The organism is Nocardioides sp., from assembly GCF_041600255.1.
Classification (GTDB): Bacteria; Actinomycetota; Actinomycetes; order Propionibacteriales; family Nocardioidaceae; genus Nocardioides.
Genome location: NZ_JBFIKK010000080.1, coordinates 1 through 15,923, shown reverse-complemented (window position 1 = coordinate 15,923; position 15,923 = coordinate 1). Strand labels below are relative to the sequence as shown.

Annotated in this window: 14 protein-coding genes; 8 read left to right on the top strand and 6 right to left on the bottom strand. The window is 71.7% G+C overall.

Annotated features, from left to right (window positions below; all coding sequences use genetic code 11):
* Both ABZE72_RS10730 and ABZE72_RS10725 read right to left on the bottom strand, forming a co-directional pair.
* Nucleotides 1-698 (bottom strand): hypothetical protein (locus ABZE72_RS10730; RefSeq protein WP_372729017.1); only part of this gene is annotated, 698 nt, incomplete at its 3' end.
* 96 nt (nt 699-794) lie between these two features.
* Nucleotides 795-2,264: a sugar transferase gene (locus ABZE72_RS10725; RefSeq protein ID WP_372729016.1), complete on the bottom strand. Its 1,470-nt coding sequence runs from the start codon at nt 2,262-2,264 to the stop codon at nt 795-797.
* A 225-nt stretch (nt 2,265-2,489) separates the two neighbouring features.
* On the opposite strand from ABZE72_RS10725, the gene galE reads away from it, so the two are divergent.
* A complete protein-coding gene (gene galE / locus ABZE72_RS10720) occupies nt 2,490-3,494 on the top strand; it encodes a UDP-glucose 4-epimerase GalE (RefSeq protein WP_372729015.1) in 1,005 nt (334 codons plus the stop codon).
* On the top strand, nt 3,491-4,357 hold the full coding sequence (locus ABZE72_RS10715) for an N-acetylmuramoyl-L-alanine amidase (protein WP_372729014.1): 867 nt from the start codon (nt 3,491-3,493) through the stop codon (nt 4,355-4,357). Before galE ends, ABZE72_RS10715 begins: the two co-directional genes overlap by 4 nt.
* Here ABZE72_RS10715 and ABZE72_RS10710 read toward each other — a convergent pair.
* Complete coding sequence (locus ABZE72_RS10710; protein WP_372729013.1) at nt 4,255-5,952, bottom strand: putative glycoside hydrolase; 1,698 nt, start codon at nt 5,950-5,952, stop codon at nt 4,255-4,257. The two genes, ABZE72_RS10715 and ABZE72_RS10710, sit on opposite strands and share 103 nt — an antisense overlap.
* A gap of 110 nt (nt 5,953-6,062) precedes the next feature.
* On the opposite strand from ABZE72_RS10710, the gene ABZE72_RS10705 reads away from it, so the two are divergent.
* From ABZE72_RS10705 to ABZE72_RS10680, 6 genes are all read left to right on the top strand, one after another.
* Nucleotides 6,063-6,971: an alpha/beta hydrolase gene (locus ABZE72_RS10705; protein ID WP_372729012.1), complete on the top strand. Its 909-nt coding sequence runs from the start codon at nt 6,063-6,065 to the stop codon at nt 6,969-6,971.
* A gap of 90 nt (nt 6,972-7,061) precedes the next feature.
* Entirely contained in the window at nt 7,062-7,997 is a 936-nt protein-coding gene (locus ABZE72_RS10700) for a glucosyl-3-phosphoglycerate synthase (RefSeq protein WP_372729011.1), read from the top strand.
* Nucleotides 7,994-8,857: a dihydropteroate synthase gene (gene folP, locus ABZE72_RS10695; protein WP_372729010.1), complete on the top strand. Its 864-nt coding sequence runs from the start codon at nt 7,994-7,996 to the stop codon at nt 8,855-8,857. Before ABZE72_RS10700 ends, folP begins: the two co-directional genes overlap by 4 nt.
* The gene (locus ABZE72_RS10690; RefSeq protein ID WP_372729009.1) at nt 8,854-9,372 is read left to right on the top strand and encodes a hypothetical protein; all 519 of its coding nucleotides are present in this window, start codon (nt 8,854-8,856) and stop codon (nt 9,370-9,372) included. The genes folP and ABZE72_RS10690 overlap by 4 nt, the downstream gene beginning before the upstream one ends.
* Nucleotides 9,360-10,061, top strand: a complete 702-nt coding sequence (locus ABZE72_RS10685; protein ID WP_372729008.1) for a dihydrofolate reductase family protein — start codon at nt 9,360-9,362, stop codon at nt 10,059-10,061. The genes ABZE72_RS10690 and ABZE72_RS10685 overlap by 13 nt, the downstream gene beginning before the upstream one ends.
* A 68-nt stretch (nt 10,062-10,129) precedes the next feature.
* Nucleotides 10,130-12,706: a M12 family metallo-peptidase gene (locus ABZE72_RS10680; RefSeq protein WP_372729007.1), complete on the top strand. Its 2,577-nt coding sequence runs from the start codon at nt 10,130-10,132 to the stop codon at nt 12,704-12,706.
* Between the two features lie 91 nt (nt 12,707-12,797).
* Here ABZE72_RS10680 and ABZE72_RS10675 read toward each other — a convergent pair whose 3' ends face one another.
* The 3 genes from ABZE72_RS10675 to ABZE72_RS10665 all read right to left on the bottom strand — a co-directional run.
* Nucleotides 12,798-13,556: an SDR family NAD(P)-dependent oxidoreductase gene (locus tag ABZE72_RS10675; RefSeq protein ID WP_372729006.1), complete on the bottom strand. Its 759-nt coding sequence runs from the start codon at nt 13,554-13,556 to the stop codon at nt 12,798-12,800.
* Nucleotides 13,557-13,611: 55 nt separating this feature from the next.
* Nucleotides 13,612-14,358 (bottom strand): helical backbone metal receptor, encoded by a 747-nt coding sequence (locus ABZE72_RS10670; RefSeq protein ID WP_372729005.1) that lies wholly within the window; start codon nt 14,356-14,358, stop codon nt 13,612-13,614.
* The coding region (locus ABZE72_RS10665; protein WP_372729004.1) for a methylmalonyl-CoA mutase family protein at nt 14,355-15,923 on the bottom strand (1,569 nt) is incomplete at its 5' end. The genes ABZE72_RS10670 and ABZE72_RS10665, both read right to left, overlap by 4 nt.

The window sequence follows — 15,923 nt, the reverse complement described above, 5'->3', positions numbered from 1 at the left end:
CCGTCGCTGCTGACCATGCCGCGGTAGCTGCGGGCATCACCCGGACCGCCGTCCACCGCCGCGCTGACCAGGGTGGTGGTGCCCTGGACCCGGTCGCGCAGGAAGACCTGCTCCTGCCCGTTGTTGCCCTCGGGGGACAGGTTGGTGGCGTAGGAGCTGAACGCCACGAAGCGCCCGTCGGGTGAGACCATCGGCCGACTCGACGCTCCGTTGGCGGGCTGGCCCTGCGCGTTGACGCTGATCACCTCGGTGGTGTCCAGGTCCAGGTCGCGCAGGAAGACGCTGCGGGCGCGGGTCGGCGGGCTCGAGAGCGTCTGGTCGTCGGAGACGAAGGCGACGAGCCGGCCGTTGTCGGAGGGCCACGAGAAGGAGTTCCACTCGCCGGCGACCTGTCCGTCCTGCCCCAGGCTGACCAGCTCGGTAAGGCCACTGACCCGGTCGTGACGGTAGACGCGCCGGACCACCCCGGTGGTGCCGGGCACCAGGTTGCTGGCCGAGGAGTCGAAGGTGACGTAGCGGCCGTCACCGCTGATCTCGGGACGGTCCGCCCAGCCGTTGGCGGCGCTGCCGTCGGGGGCGACCGAGACCAGGGTCGTACCCGTGGGCGAGGCAGCGGGGGACGAGGCAGCGGGGGGCGAGGCGGCTGCGGCAACCGCCACCGCCGGCAGGGACGGCAGGGTGCCGACGATGAGGGCCACAACAGGTCCGCCGAGCGCAAGGGCCCGACAGCGGTGGTGGCGGTGCTGGGTGGCGATGATCGTGCCTCTTCCCCGAGTGGATGGGCGGTGGTGTCGTCAGTAGGCGCCGCGTCTGCTGAGCACGGCCCCCCAGGTCTTGGCGAGGATCGACAGGTCCTGGAGCATCGACCAGTTGTCGACGTAGTAGAGGTCGAGACGGATCGCCTCGGACCACGAGAGATCGGAGCGGCCGGACACCTGCCACAGCCCGGTCATCCCGGGCCGCACCTGGAGCCGCCGCCGGGAGGTCACGGTGTACGCCGCCACCTCGGTGGGCAGCGGCGGCCGCGGCCCGACCAGGCTCATCTCGCCCCGGATCACGTTCACCAGCTGGGGCAGCTCGTCGAGCGAGAAGCGCCGCAGCCACTGGCCCGGCCGGGTGATCCGCGGATCCTGCCGCATCTTGAACAGTCCCTCGCCGGTGCCCGCGTCGGCGCCGTGGTGGCTGCACAACCCTGGGAGCAGGTCCTCGGCTCGGTGGACCATCGTGCGCAACTTCAGGCAGTGGAAGACGTCACCGTTGCGGCCGACCCGGACCTGCCGGAAGAGGACGGGGCCACCGTCGTGGAGTCGGACGGCCGCGGCAGCCACGGCCAGGACGGGCGCCGAGAGCAGGAGCAGGACGCCGGCCGTCACGAGGTCGAAGGTGCGCTTGGCCCGACGGGTGGCGCCGATCCAGCCGGGTGGATCGATGTGCACCAGCGGCAGGCCGCCGACCGGACGGACGCGCACCCGTTCGCTGGAGACATCCGTGACGTTGGGAGCGACCACGACCCGCACCCGAGCGCCCTCCAGGGCCCACACCAGCTGTCGCATCTCGACGCCCGAGGCGAGCGCCCCGGAGGCGATCAGCACGACGTCGGCCTCCGTCGCCGCGATGAGGTCGATCGCCTCGTCCGTGGTGCCGAGCACCGGCACCCCCGAGCTGGTCTCGTCGCAGGCGTGATGGGGAGGGACGACAGCCCCGAGGATCCGGTAGCCGAGCCACGACTCACGGCGGATGACGGTCGAGACCTCGTCGATGCTGCTCGGGAGGCCGGCGATGAGGACGCTCTGGCTCAGGGCGCCGCTGCGTCGTGCCCGGTGGACCGCCCGGCGCAGCAGCACGCGGCCCGTCAGCAGGGCGAGGGCCCCCAGTGCGAACGCCATCAGGAAGAAGCCCCGGGACAGGGAGTACTTGGTCAGGTAACAGCCGACGCCCACGAGCCCCGCGGCGGCGACGGTGGCGCGAACGAGCAGTCGGTACTCCTCGGCGCCGTCGCCGAAGAGGCGCGATCGGTAGCCGCCGAACGCCGCGATCGTCGCGATCCACAGCGTGAGCATCAGGGGGCCGGCGATCCCGAGGGTCTCGGTGATCACCACGGACCCGTCGAAGAAAGGGAGGTGCTCCCGGCCCAGGGAGGCCACGAAGCCGACGGCGGTGGCCAGCACGAGGTCGAGGGCGAAGGCGGTCGCGGGCAGGTAGCGCAGCGCGCGAGATCGCGCGGCCAGCCGAAGACTCCCCCGAGTGGGGTCACTCGTCTGCATGCAACACACTCCCCCCGAGCGGTCGTGTCGTGATGCGGTGTTCCGGGATCAGTGAACCGTCATTGCCGCGGGTTGTCACGCTGGTTGTCCAGAATCATCCACCGATCGGACGAATCTGCTGGTCCCGATCGGCCAGGGGCCCGCGGGACACCGGGGTCGAACGGGGTGGCCGGGCCCCAGCCGTCCGGAGTCGACACCGTGCGACGACTGGATAGGGTGCGCAGCATGAAGGTTCTTGTCACCGGCGGCGCCGGCTACATCGGTTCGACCACGGCGAAGGCGCTCGAGGAGGCCGGCCACACCCCCGTCATCCTGGACTCGCTGCTGACCGGTCCGCTCGTGTTCGTGAAGGACCGGATCTTCTACCAGGGCGACATCGCCGACCGGGCCCTGCTGCGCCGCGTCGTCGAGGAGCACCCCGACATCGAGGCCACGATCCACATGGCCGCGCGGATCGTCGTACCGGAGTCGGTGGAGCAGCCCTACGAGTACTACCGCGACAACGTCGCCAAGTCGCTCGAGCTCTTCGACGAGCTCGTCGCGCTCGGCAAGCCGCGGGTCCTCTTCTCCTCCTCGGCCTCGCTCTACGCGATGAAGGACGACTTCGAGGTCACCGAGCAGGACGCCCTGGCGCCGGGCTCGCCGTACGCCCGCACCAAGCGGATGATGGAGGAGGTCCTCCAGGACATGGCGCAGGCCACGTCGCTGCGCGCGATCATCCTGCGCTACTTCAACCCGATCGGCTCGGACCCGGACCTGGAGTCCGGGATCTACGCCAAGGAGCCCTCGCACGTGCTCGGCCAGCTGGTGATGGCCGCCCGCGGGCTCAAGGACAACTTCACGATCACCGGCACCGAGCACCCCACCCGCGACGGCACGGGGATCCGCGACTACATCCACGTCTGGGACCTCGCCAAGGCGCACGTCCGCGCGGTCGAGAAGTTCGACGAGGTGCTCGCGACCGTCGACGCCCCGAGCACGATCATCAACGTGGGCACCGGGGACGGGGTCACCGTCCGCGAGCTGGTCTCCTCCTTCGAGAAGGTATTCGGCACCAAGGTGCCGGTCGCCGAGGCACCCCCGCGCCCCGGCGACGCGGTGGGCGCGTTCGCGAACGTGGACCGCTCCCGCGAGCTGCTCGACTGGCGCACCGAGACCACCCTCGACGAGGCCATCGCCTCCGCCCTCGCGTGGGGCGAGAAGCGCCAGGAGATCCTGGGCTACGAATGACCCCTGGTACGCCGGTGGCGGTGGTCGTCGCCCTGCTGCTCGCAGCCGGGGCGTCGCTCGCGCCGCCCCCGGCGTACGCCGGACCGCAACGGCTGGAGCGCACCGGCCCGCTGGCGGGCAGCACCGTGGTGATCGACCCGGGCCACCAGCTGGGGAACCGGAACTTTCCGCGCAGGACACAGCGCCTGGTGCCCGCCGGCGGCTCGCGCAAGCCCTGCAACACCACCGGCACCGCCACCCGGGCCGGCTACCCCGAGGCCACGCTCAACTGGCGGGTCGCCCGGTTGCTCAAGGCGCGCCTGGTCGAGCTGGGGGCACGCGTGCGGATGACCCGGCACAGCAACCGCGACGACCGATGGGGCCCCTGCGTGGATCGGCGGGGTCGGGCCGGCAACCGGATCGAGGCCGACCTCAAGCTCAGCGTCCACGCCGACGGCTCGGAGGCGGCCGGTGCGCGTGGCTTCCACGTGATCGCGCCCGCGAACCGGCGGCCCTGGACCCATGACATCCACCGACCCTCGAAGCGTCTCGCCCGCACGGTCCGGGCGGCGCTGCGCGGCGCGGGGGTGCCGGTCGCGTCGTACACGGCCGGCGGAGACGGGCTGGACGTCCGCTCCGACCTGGCCACGCTTAACCTCTCCGACGTACCCACCGTCATGGTCGAGCTGGGCAACATGCGTGACGCCCGGGACGCGCGGCGGATGACCTCGAAGCGGGGCCGGACCACCTACGCCCGGGCGTTGACCCGGGCGGTTCGGCGCTACCTGGACCGACGGGCCTTGCGGACCTCCACGACCTTCCAGGGCCGCGGTGCCGAGTTCTGGGCCCCGGCCGAGTCCTCGACCACCAGCGAGATGCCGTAGCTCCCGCGCGGCAGCCTGATCCGGCGCGACCACCGCTGGCCCTCGGGGGAGTTCGCGCGCAGCCGGGTCGCCAGGAGCTGGTAGTTCCCCCACGTCCGGTCGGCCCGGCGCCACTTCAAGGTCCCTTCGTGACGGATCGCGATCGACACCGAGGTCACCGCGACGTCGTCCTGGGCGGTGCCCCGGATGATCAGCTTGCGGCCGCGCTGGAAGACCTTGGTGAAGGCGCCGGTCGGGGCCGCGTCCTCCAGCTCGGGGTCGGGGTCGCCCTCCGGGTCCGGGTCGGTCTCGGGGTCGGTCTCGGGGTCGGGGTCGGCGGGCGGGTCCGGGGGCGGCGGCGTGGAGCTCTCGCCGACCAGCACGTCACCGGAGTGCGCCGGCAGGGTCAGGCTCGAGACCGTCGTCCCGTCGAGTCGACGCAGCGGGCTGCCGAGGTCGATCGTCACCGGTCCGGCGGTCGGGTTGACCACGGAGAGGCCGTTCGCGAACGGCCGGGTCCAGGCGCCGTTGGCGAGTTGCTTCATCGCGCCGGTGGGCAGCCCGATCTCCTTGGGCATCGTGTACGGCGCGTTGGCGCCGGTCGCGCCGGCCGCGTCCCGGGAGCGGGTGAAGGCGAAGTAGGAGTTGCCGGCCGCGCCCATCAGGAAGCTCGCCATCGAGTAGGACTGCCAGTCGCGGACCTGCTGCTCGGAGGCGCCGACCCACACCTTGGTGCTGTAGAGGCCGGTCACGCCCCGGTCCTCGAGGTCGCGGACCACGTCGACGTTGCGCTTCCAGTCGACGGCGTCGGGGTAGCGGCCGACCGGAGTGTCGGCTCCGCGCAGGAAGTCCTCCATCTGGGCGCCGGGCATCGCGGCGGCCAACGGACGCGACGTCACCGGGGCCTGCCAGTAGCGGTAGGCGTTCTCGACCGCGTTCCCGAGGTGGATCATCCCCGGGGAGTGCTCGCGGTAGTGCCGGGTCATCGCAATCATCTCGGCCCGGTACTCCGCCTCGGTGTACTCACGCCCGGTGCTCGGGTTGACCGGCAACGCGGTCACGTAGCCGCGGGAGAAGATGCCCAGGGTCAGCATGTCGACCAGGCAGCCGTCGTAGCCGCCCCGGGTGGCCCGGTCGTTGCACTGGTAGTCGGCGGCCTGGCGCCACCGCGGGTTGGAGGACTCCATCAGGAAGGTGCCCCAGGCGGGGATCCGGATCCGACTGCCCGACAGGTCGTGGGCGAAGGCGGCCTCCGGGAGACCGCCGACCTCGTAGGTCTGGGCGTGGGTGGCGTTCGCGTAGGCGATCAGCGTCAGGTCGGGGTTCGCGGCGCGCATCGCGTCGACGTGGTGCTGGAAGGCGATCGGCATCCCGGCGACCAGGTCGAACTCGCGGGCCACCTCGACCGCGCGGGCCCGGGTGTAGGAGTGGTCGTTCGACATGTACGTCGGCGCCCAGGTCAGCGCGACCCCACCGGGTCGTTCGGGTGCTCCGCCGGCGTTGCTCGGGGCACTCGCCACCACCGCGTTCGCGCGTGACGGCGTGTAGGCGGCGAGCAGGAGGAGGGCAACAGCACTCAGCAGGCAGGTGAACCGAGCGATGGTGTGGACGCGCATGGAGGGGGGGCCTTTCGGGGGGGACGAGCGAGGAGGTTCCCGCGCTCGCCTCATACATCGGTCGCTCGACCCCGGCGACTGAACCCCCCGAGCCCACTAGGTTGGGCGTCATGCCTCTGGACCCCCCGCTCGCCGCGATGCTCGAGTTCATCTCCGCTGCCGGCTACCCGCCGATGCACGAAGGCACCCCGGACATGGCCCGATTGGGCTATCGCAGCATGACCGTCGACCTGGTCAGGCCCGAGGACGTCGTACCGGTCGGCTCGTTCGAGGAGTGCGTGGCCGCCGACCGGCCGTCCCGCCTCTACCGACCCGACGGGGCGAGCGCCGCGACGCCGGTGCTCGTCTACTTCCACGGCGGCGGCTTCGTGATCGGCGACCTCGACACCCATGACCAGGTGTGTCGGCGGATCTGTCGCGACGCCGCGGTGACCGTGCTGTCGGTCGACTACCGCCTCGCCCCCGAACACCCCTTCCCGGCCGCCGTCGAGGACGCCCTCGCCTCGGTGCGCTGGGCCGCGGAGCACCTCGCCGGGGGATCGGTCGCCGTGGGCGGTGACAGCGCCGGCGCCAACCTGGCCGCGATCTGCGCGCAGGAGCTCGCCGACCTGGTCTGCGCCCAGCTGCTGATCTACCCGGCGGTGGATGCCTTCGGGGAGTACGCCTCCCGCAGCGAGAACGCCGAGGGCTACTTCCTGGAGCAGGCGACGATGGAGTGGTTCTTCGGCCACTACGTGGGGGCGGTGGACGACCTGCGGGTGGACGACACCCGGCACTCGCCGCTGCACGGTCGGCTCGACGGGGTCGCTCCGGCGCTGGTCGTCACCGCCGAGTACGACCCGCTGCGCGACGAGGGCGAGGCGTACGCCGCCCGGCTGGCCGAGGCGGGCGTCGGCGTGGACCACGTGCGCTACGACGCGCTGATCCACGGGTTCGTGGACATGGGCGGAATCAGCCCGGCCGCCGAAGGCGCCGTCGCCGACCTGGTGGCCCGGACCGCACGGCTGCTGCACGGGTGATCGACTGGCCGTCCGTCTCGTCGGAGCCGGCCGTCGTGCCGCTCTGACCCGCCGCTACGCTCGATCGCGAGTCGATCGAGAGGACCACCCATGGACGAGCTCCCGGCCGCGACCGGGTGGTTCGAGCGCAACACCCATCACTGGGACGACTGGTCGCTCGAGGCGTTGATGGCGGCGAAGGGTCCGCGGCGGGTCAGCCTCGTCGTACCCGCCCGCAACGAGGCCGCCACGGTGGGCGACGTGGTGACCCGGGTCCGCGAGGCCCTGGTTGACACGGTCGCCCTGCTCGACGAGATCGTGGTGATCGACTCCGACTCGACCGACGCGACGTACGACGTGGCCACCGACGCCGGGGCGGTCGTGCACCGCTCCGCCGAGATCCGGCCCGACCTCGGCTCGGTGCCCGGCAAGGGCGAGGCCATGTGGAAGTCGCTCTTCGTCACCACCGGCGAGGTGCTGGTCTTCATGGACGCCGACCTCGTCGACTGGGACACCCACTTCGTGCCCGGCCTGCTCGGCCCGCTGCTCACCCGGCCGGAGGTTGCCCTGGTGAAGGGGTTCTACGAGCGACCCATGCTCGACGGCGCCGGCGGGAGCGCCGGCTCGCTGGACGGTGGCCGGGTCACCGAGCTGGTGGCGCGGCCGCTGGTCGCCATCGACCATCCGGAACTGGCCGGGCTGGTCCAGCCGTTGGCGGGCGAGTGGGCGATCCGGCGTTCCCTCTTCGAGACCCTCGCGGTCCCGACCGGGTACGCCGTCGAGCTGGCCGCGCTGGTGGACACCGCCGCGAAGCAGGGGGTCGACGCCATCGCCCAGGTCGACCTCGGGCGACGGGCGCACCGGCACCAGGACCTGCTCGACCTGGGGGCGATGGCCACCCAGATCCTGGCGGCCATGCGGTCGCGGCAGGGCAGGGCGGTGCCCGCCCCGGTCACGCTGCGCCAGTACCGGCCCGGCGACGACCGGGCGAGGCCCACCGACCGGGCGATCCCGGTCGACGAGCGGCCGCCGGCGGTGTCGTTGTGACCCTGAAGCTCGGCCGTCACGAGTTCGCCGACGACGCCACGCTGATGATGGCGATCGTCAACCGCACCCCGGACTCCTTCTACGACCAGGGCGCCACCTGGGCCGAGGACAAGGCCTTCGAGCGCGTCGCCGAGGTGGTCGCCCAGGGCGCCGAGATCGTCGACATCGGCGGGATCAAGGCGGCCCCCGGCGTGGAGATCGACGCGGCCGAGGAGAAGAGTCGCGTCGTCGACTTCGTGGCCCGGGTGCGGGCCTCCTTCCCGGACCTGGTGATCTCGGTGGACACCTGGCGGGCCGAGGTCGGCCGTGCCGTCTGCGAGGCCGGGGCCGACGTGCTCAACGACGCCTGGGGTGGCGCGGACCCGGAGCTGGTCGACGTCGCCGCGGCGTACGACGCGGGGATCATCTGCACGCACACCGGTGGCGTGACCCCCCGGACCCGGCCCTACCGGATCGAGTACGACGACGTGGTCGCGGCCGCGATCGCCGACACCGTCGCCTATGCCGAGCGGGCCCTGGCCGCCGGCGTCGACCGGTCCTCGATCGTGATCGACCCGGCCCACGACTTCGGCAAGAACACCTTCCACTCCCTGGAGCTCACCCGGCGCCTCGGCGAGATGGTGGACACCGGCTGGCCGGTGCTGGTCTCGCTGTCGAACAAGGACTTCGTGGGCGAGACCCTCGACCTGCCGGTGGGGGAGCGGTTGGTCGGCACCCTGGCCGCCACCGCCGTCTGCGCGCTCGCGGGCGCCCGGATCTACCGGGTGCACGAGGTCGTGCAGACCCGGCAGACGGTCGACATGGTGTGGACGATCGCCGGGCGGCGTCCACCGGCCCGGGCGATCCGGGGGCTGCAGTGAGTCGCATCGTCCTGGTGCCGGGCGTCCTCGCGCTGCTGCCCGAGTACGCCGGTCTCGCCGACCCCGTGGACGAGCTGCGCGCGGCTGCGGCGGCGGCGGTCGGCTGGCTGGTCGAGTCCCCAGGACCGGTCCGGGTCGTCGCCGACGAGCAGGGGGCTCGGGTGGCGCGCCACCTGCTGGTCGAGGCGGGGCACGACCAGGCGTTCGGAGCCGGCGACGAGCGCGTGCTGGTCGTCGCCAACGGCAGCGCCCGTCGGGGCGAGAAGGCGCCCGGACATCTCGACCCCCGGGCGGTCGGGTTCGACGCCGCGCTCGAGGATGCCCTGCGTTCCTCGGACGGGGCCGTGCTGCAAGGTCTCGACGTCGCGCTGGCCGAGGAGCTGCTCGTCGGCCACCCCTCCGGGATCCGTGACCTGGGTGCCCGGCTGCGCGCCGCCGGACCGGCGGTGGTGGACTATGACGACGACCCCTTCGGGGTGCAGTACTGGGTGATGAGGTGGACATGCGGATCCTGATGAACGGTCACGACGAGCTCGGGGGCGGAGTGCCGCGACTCGGGATCGGGCTCACCGACGCGGAGCTCGAGCAGCTGTACGCCCCGCCGCGGACCCCATGGCTGCGGATCAACATGATCAGCACCGTCGACGGCTCGGCCGCAGGCGAGGACGGCCGCAGCGGTGCGATCAACAACGCCGCCGACAACCGGGTCTTCCACCTGCTGCGCGGGATGGCCGACGCGATCATTGTGGGCGCCGGGACCGCTCGCGCCGAGGGATACGGCCCGGCAGACCGGCCCCTGGTGCTGGTCAGCCGCAGCGCCGACGTGCCGGAGAAGCTGCGGGGTGCGGCCCCGGGCTCGGTGCTGATGGCCACGGTCGGTGCCGCCGACCACCTCGACGAGGCGCGTGAGCTGCTCGGCGAGGAGAACGTCCTCGTCCTCGGGACGCACCGGGTCGACCTGGTCGCCCTGAAGCAGGCCCTGGTCGACCGCGGGTGGACCAACCTGCTCGGTGAGGGCGGCCCGCACCTGCTGCGCGACCTGATCGCCCAGGGGGTGGCCGACGAGCTGAGCGCCACGGTCGTGCCCCGACTGGTCGCCGGCACCCATCCGCGGATCACCGACGGTGCCGCCATCGACGTACCCCTCGCGCTGGAGTTGCTGCTCGAGCACGAGGGCACGCTGCTGGGTCGCTGGCTGATCTGACACAGCCGCGGTGAGTGCATAGAGTGCTCGGACGCCCGGGGATCTGCTCGGGGTCGAGGGGAGCTCCGATGTCACGACCAGTCCGCCGTACTGCCCTGGGCGCCGCCGCGGTGCTCGTGGTCGCGGCACTGCCCGCCTTCGCGGTCACCTCCGCCGGAGCCGCAGCCGACGACGTGCTGTTCACGCCGGCGCCGGACTTCCGGCCGGCACCGGACGCCCCGATCAGCCCCGAGGAGTTCACCGCCGTCCGCGTCGACCTGCCTGCCGTCGAGAGCGCCCTGACGCCGTCGCGACGCTCGCGCAGCGCTGCGTCGTCGAGCTTCGAGATCGACCTGCCCACGCCCACCGGCGAGCGCGAGCGGTTCGAGGTCGAGCAGACCCAGCGGATGGAGCCCCGCCTCGCGGCCGCCCACCCCGAGATCTCCACCTGGTCCGGCGCCTCGTTGGACCGGCCCGGCACCACCGTGGCCCTGGACATCACGCCGCTGGGGTTCCACGCCTTCGTGCGCGGCCCCGAGGGTCAGGGCTCCTGGTACGTCGACCCCGCGGCGAACGCACCCGGGACCACCACCCACCTGAGTTACTACGGGGGCTCGCTGCCCAGCGTCGAGGAGGAGTTCATCGAGCGGATCGCGCCGGAGATCGAGCAGTCGGGCTCGACGGCGGCGACCCCGGCGCAGCGCAACGGCGGGGGCACCGTCGTCCAGCGCACCTACCGGCTCGCGTTGACCTCCGACCCGGCGTACGCCGATCACTTCGGCAGCGAGAACGTGACGGCCGCCAAGGTCACCCTGGTCAACCGGGTGAACCAGGTCTACAACGACGACATGGCGATCGAGCTCGAGCTCGTCGACGCCACCGATGAGCTGAACCTCGACACCGTCGCGAAGGCGACCGGACCGAACGGTCCCTGTGGCGCGCACCCGTGCTTCGACCCCGCCACCAACAACACTGCCGGGCAGCTCGACTTCTGCGACGTACCGTCGCTGGGGCGCAACCGCACCGTGCTCGGCCAGATCGTCGGCGCCGACAACTACGACGTCGGCCACCTCGCGCTCGGGGTCAACGGCGGCGGCATCGCCTACCTCGGCGTCGTCGGCGGTGAGTACAAGGGCGGCGGCTGCACCGGGCTGCCGCGCCCCGAGGGGGACATCTTCGCGATCGACTTCGTCGCCCACGAACTCGGCCACCAGTTCGCCGGCAACCACACCTTCAACGGCATCGAGGGCGCCTGCTCGGGCGGGAACCGCAAGCGCAGCGCCTCGGTGGAGCCCGGCTCCGGCTCCTCGGTGATGGCCTACGCCGGGATCTGCGGCCAGGACGACCTCCAGCCGCACACCGACCCCTACTTCTCCCAGCACACGATCCGCGAGGTCGCTGCTCTGACCGACGCCGCTCCGTGGCCGCTCGTCGAGGTGCAGACGGTCTCGCTGCGCGGCTTCGACACCGACGGCGAGTCGATCACGCTGGGCTACCCCGGGGCGGCTCCGGTCACCCTGACCCGAGGCGGCAACTACACCGCGGCCGGCGTCGAGGCTGCGGTCGAGGCGATGACCGGTGGCGACGTCACGGTCCGGGGCTGGGGGTTCGACCCGCTGGCTCACCAGTACGGCTTCCCCGGGCAGGCTCTCGCTCCGGACGACACCGGCTTCCAGGTGATCTTCGCCGGCAGCGCCGACCCCGAGACCCAGAACAGCGACTTCCAGGACATGGCCGACCTGACGCTCACCAGCAGCAGCCCCGGGGTCAGCGGGTTCGTGGGCGAGACCACCGTGGGGGGACTGTCCGGCAACGCCGGCGAGAAGACCGTCACCGACAACCACGCGCCCGAGGTGCTCGCGCCTGCCGACCGGACCATCCCGGTGCGTACCCCGTTCTCGCTGACCGGCTCGGGCAGCGACGCCGACGGCGACTCCCTGACCTACCTGTGGGAGCAGACCGACCACGGCAGCTACTACGGCACCGCTCTGGCCAGCAACGACAAGCGCAACGGGCCGCTCTTCCGGGTGTTCAGTGACAACGCCCAGGTCAGCAACAGGGGTTCCTACAGCTCCCCCTCGCCGGGGCAGAACTCCGCGACCGGACGCCCGACGCGCACGTTCCCGGACATGTGGCAGGTGCTGCTGCGTCGTACGAACGCGAAGAGCGGTACCTGTCCGTGGGTCAGGGGCTACCGGCCGCTGGGTGGCGCTCGGTTGGACTGCTACTCGGAGTTCCTGCCCACCGACAGGTACGTCGGCACGGCCGGCTCGGGTGTGGCGGCGATGAACTTCCGGCTCACCGCCCGGGACGGGCGCGGGCTCGGTGGCGGCGTCGGGCACGACGACGTGAAGCTGACCCTCGACCGGAAGGCCGGGCCGTTCCTGGTGACCTTCCCCGATCGTCGGGAGACGCTGAAGGCCGGGAAGCGGCCGCGGATCCGGTGGGCCGTCAACGGCACCCGCCGGCTCGCCTCGCACGTGCGGATCCGGCTCTCCTTCGACGGTGGGCGGACCTGGCCGAAGGTGTTGGCCTGGCGCACGCCGAACGACGGGGTGAAGCGGGTCCGGCTGCCGCAGCAGCGGACGTCGCGGGCCCGGATCAAGATCGAGGCACTCGACAACTACTTCTTCGACACCAGCGACCGCGGCTTCCGGATCCGCTAGACGTCACCTGCCACTTGTGGTTGGCGCGAGCAACCACAACTGGCAGGTCAGCGGGGGCTGAGCAACCACAAGTGGCAGGTCAGCGGCTTGGTCAGCGGGGGGCCATCCGCAGGGCGCCGTCCATCCGGAACGTCTCCCCGTTGAGGTAGTCGTGCTCGACGAGGAAGAGCGCGAGCTGCGCGAACTCGTCGGGGTGGGCCAGTCGCTGCGGGAACGGTACGCCGGAGGCCAGGTTGGCCCGGAACTCGTCGGAGACCGTCGCCAGCATCGGGGTCTCCACGATGCCGGGGGCGATCGTGTTGACGCGGATGCCGTACTGCGCGAGGTCGCGCGCGGCGGGCAGGGTGAGTCCGACGATGCCGCCCTTCGAGGAGGCGTACGCCGCCTGGCCGACCTGACCCTCGAACGCCGCGATCGAGGCCGTGTTGATGATGACGCCGCGTGCGCCGTGCTCGAGCTCCTCGGTCTCCGCGATCTTCTCGGCGGCCAGGGCCAGCACGTTGAAGCTGCCGACCAGGTTCACCTGGACGACCTTGGCGTAGAAGGCCAGGTCGTGGACGCCCTTGCGGCCCAGGATCCGCATCGAGGGCCCGATGCCGGCGCAGTTGACGACCGTACGCAGCGGGACACCCGAACCGGCGGCCTGCTCGACCGCGGCCGCGACCTGCTCGGCGTCGGTGACGTCGGTCGGCACGTAGGTGACGCCCTCGACCTCGGGCGCGTCCTCCAGCGAGGAGGGCAGGTCCAGTGCGAAGACGCGGGCGCCGGCGCCGGCCAGGGCGCGGGCGGTGGCGGCGCCGAGGCCGGAGGCACCTCCGGTGACGACGGCGGCGGTGTTCTCGACAAGCATGTGCTGCTCCTGATGACTCGGGGGACGTACGTCGGGCGGGTCGAAGGCGAAAGCCTCAGCTGCGGGCGAGGCCGCGGTGGGCCTCGACCAACGAGGGGCCGTACCAGGTGAGCAGGCGACCGCTCACGAGCTCGGTGGGGGTGCGGGTGAAGGCCTCGGGACCGTCGTCCGCGGTGAAAGTGTAGGGCTCGTCCGGCAGCAGGATCACGTCGGCGCCGGCCTGCTCCAGCTCCTCGACACTCATTGTCGGGTAGCGCTCGGCGTGCTCGGCGAGGACGTTCGCCAGGCCGAGACGCCGGGCCAGGTCGCCGGTGAACGTCGAGCTGCCGACCGCCATCCAGGGGTCGCGCCAGACCGGGATCGCGACCCGCCGATCCACCGGGGGCAGGTCGCCGCACCACAGGTCGCGTGCCTGCGCCAGCCAGGCGGGGCATTGCCACCTCAGTGCCTCGTCGAAGAGCCGCTCCAGCGAGGCGATCGCCTGCGGCACCGTCTCGATGACCGTCACCCACACCGGGACTCCGGCCGCCCGCAGGCGGCGTACGTCGAGCTCGCGGTTCTCCTCCTGGTTGGCCACCACCAGATCGGGGGAGAGGGCGCGGATCGCGGCCAGGTCCGGGTTCTTGGTCCCGCGGACCCGGGCCACGTCGAGGTCGCCGGGGTGGGTGCACCAGTCGGTGGCGCCGACCACGCGGTCGCGGTGCGCGCTGACCAGCGCCTCGGTGATCGACGGGACCAGGGAGACCACCCGCGTCGCCTGCCCCCGGAGGTCGACCGGATGCCCGAGGTCGTCGCGGGTCACACGTTGCGGCGGTACTGGCCGCCCACCTCGAAGAACGCCTCGGTCACCTGGCCGAGCGAACAGACCCGGGCGGCGTCCATCAGTACGGCGAAGACGTTCTCGCCGCTGATGGCCGCCTCCTTGAGCCGCGCGATCGCGGCGGCGCCCTCGTCGGTGTGCTCCTCCTGGAACGCGCGCACCCGGGCCAGCTGCGACTCCTTCTCGGCCTCGGTGGCGCGGGCCAGCTCGACGTGGTCGGGCGTGCCGTCGCCGGAGTCGGCCTTGCGGAAGGTGTTCACGCCGATGATCGGCAGCGACCCGTCGTGCTTGCGGTGCTCGTAGAGCATCGACTCGTCCTGGATCCGGCCCCGCTGGTAGCCGGTCTCCATGGCGCCGAGCACGCCGCCGCGCTCGCTGATCGCGTCGAACTCGGCCAGTACGGCGGCCTCCACCAGGTCGGTCAGCTCGTCGATGATGAACGACCCCTGGAGCGGGTTCTCGTTCATCGCCAGACCCCACTCGCGGTTGATGATCATCTGGATCGCCAGCGCGCGACGTACCGACTCGGCCGAGGGCGTGGTGACGGCCTCGTCGTAGGCATTGGTGTGCAGGGAGTTGGCGTTGTCGTAGATCGCGATCAGCGCCTGGAGCGTGGTGCGGATGTCGTTGAAGTCCATCTCCTGCGCGTGCAGGGACCGACCGGACGTCTGCACGTGGTACTTCAGCTTCTGCGAGCGCTCGTTGGCGCCGTACGTGTCGCGCATCGCGACCGCCCAGATCCGACGCGCGACGCGCCCGATCACGGAGTACTCCGGGTCCATGCCGTTGGAGAAGAAGAACGACAGGTTGGGCGCGAAGTCGTCGATGTCCATCCCGCGGGCCAGGTACGCCTCGACGTAGGTGAAGCCGTTGGCGAGGGTGAACGCGAGCTGGCTGATCGGGTTCGCCCCGGCCTCGGCGATGTGGTAGCCGGAGATGGAGACCGAGTAGAAGTTGCGGACTTTCTTCTCGATGAACCACTCCTGGATGTCGGCCATCATCCGCAGCGAGAACTCGGTGGAGAACAGGCAGGTGTTCTGGCCCTGGTCCTCCTTGAGGATGTCGGCCTGCACGGTGCCGCGGACGGTGGCGAGCGCGTTCGCCTCGAGGTCGGCGAACTCGCCGGCGTCGGGCTCGCGGTCGTGCTCGGCACGGAACTTCTCGACCTGCTGGTCGATGACCGTGTTGAGGAAGAAGGCCAGCACCGTCGGGGCGGGGCCGTTGATCGTCATCGAGACGCTGGTGGAGGGCGAGACCAGGTCGAAGCCGTCGTACAGCGCCTTCATGTCCTCGAGCGTGGCCACCGAGACCCCGGAGGTGCCGACCTTGCCGTAGACGTCGGGACGGGGGTCGGGGTCGCGACCGTAGAGGGTGACCGAGTCGAAGGCCGTGGACAGTCGGGTGGCCTCGCCGTCGGCCGAGAGCAGCTTGAAGCGGCGGTTGGTGCGGAACGGGTCGCCCTCGCCGGCGAACATCCGGGCCGGGTCCTCGCCGTCGCGCTTGAAGACGAAGACGCCGGCGGTGTAGGGGAAGAAACCGGGCAGGTT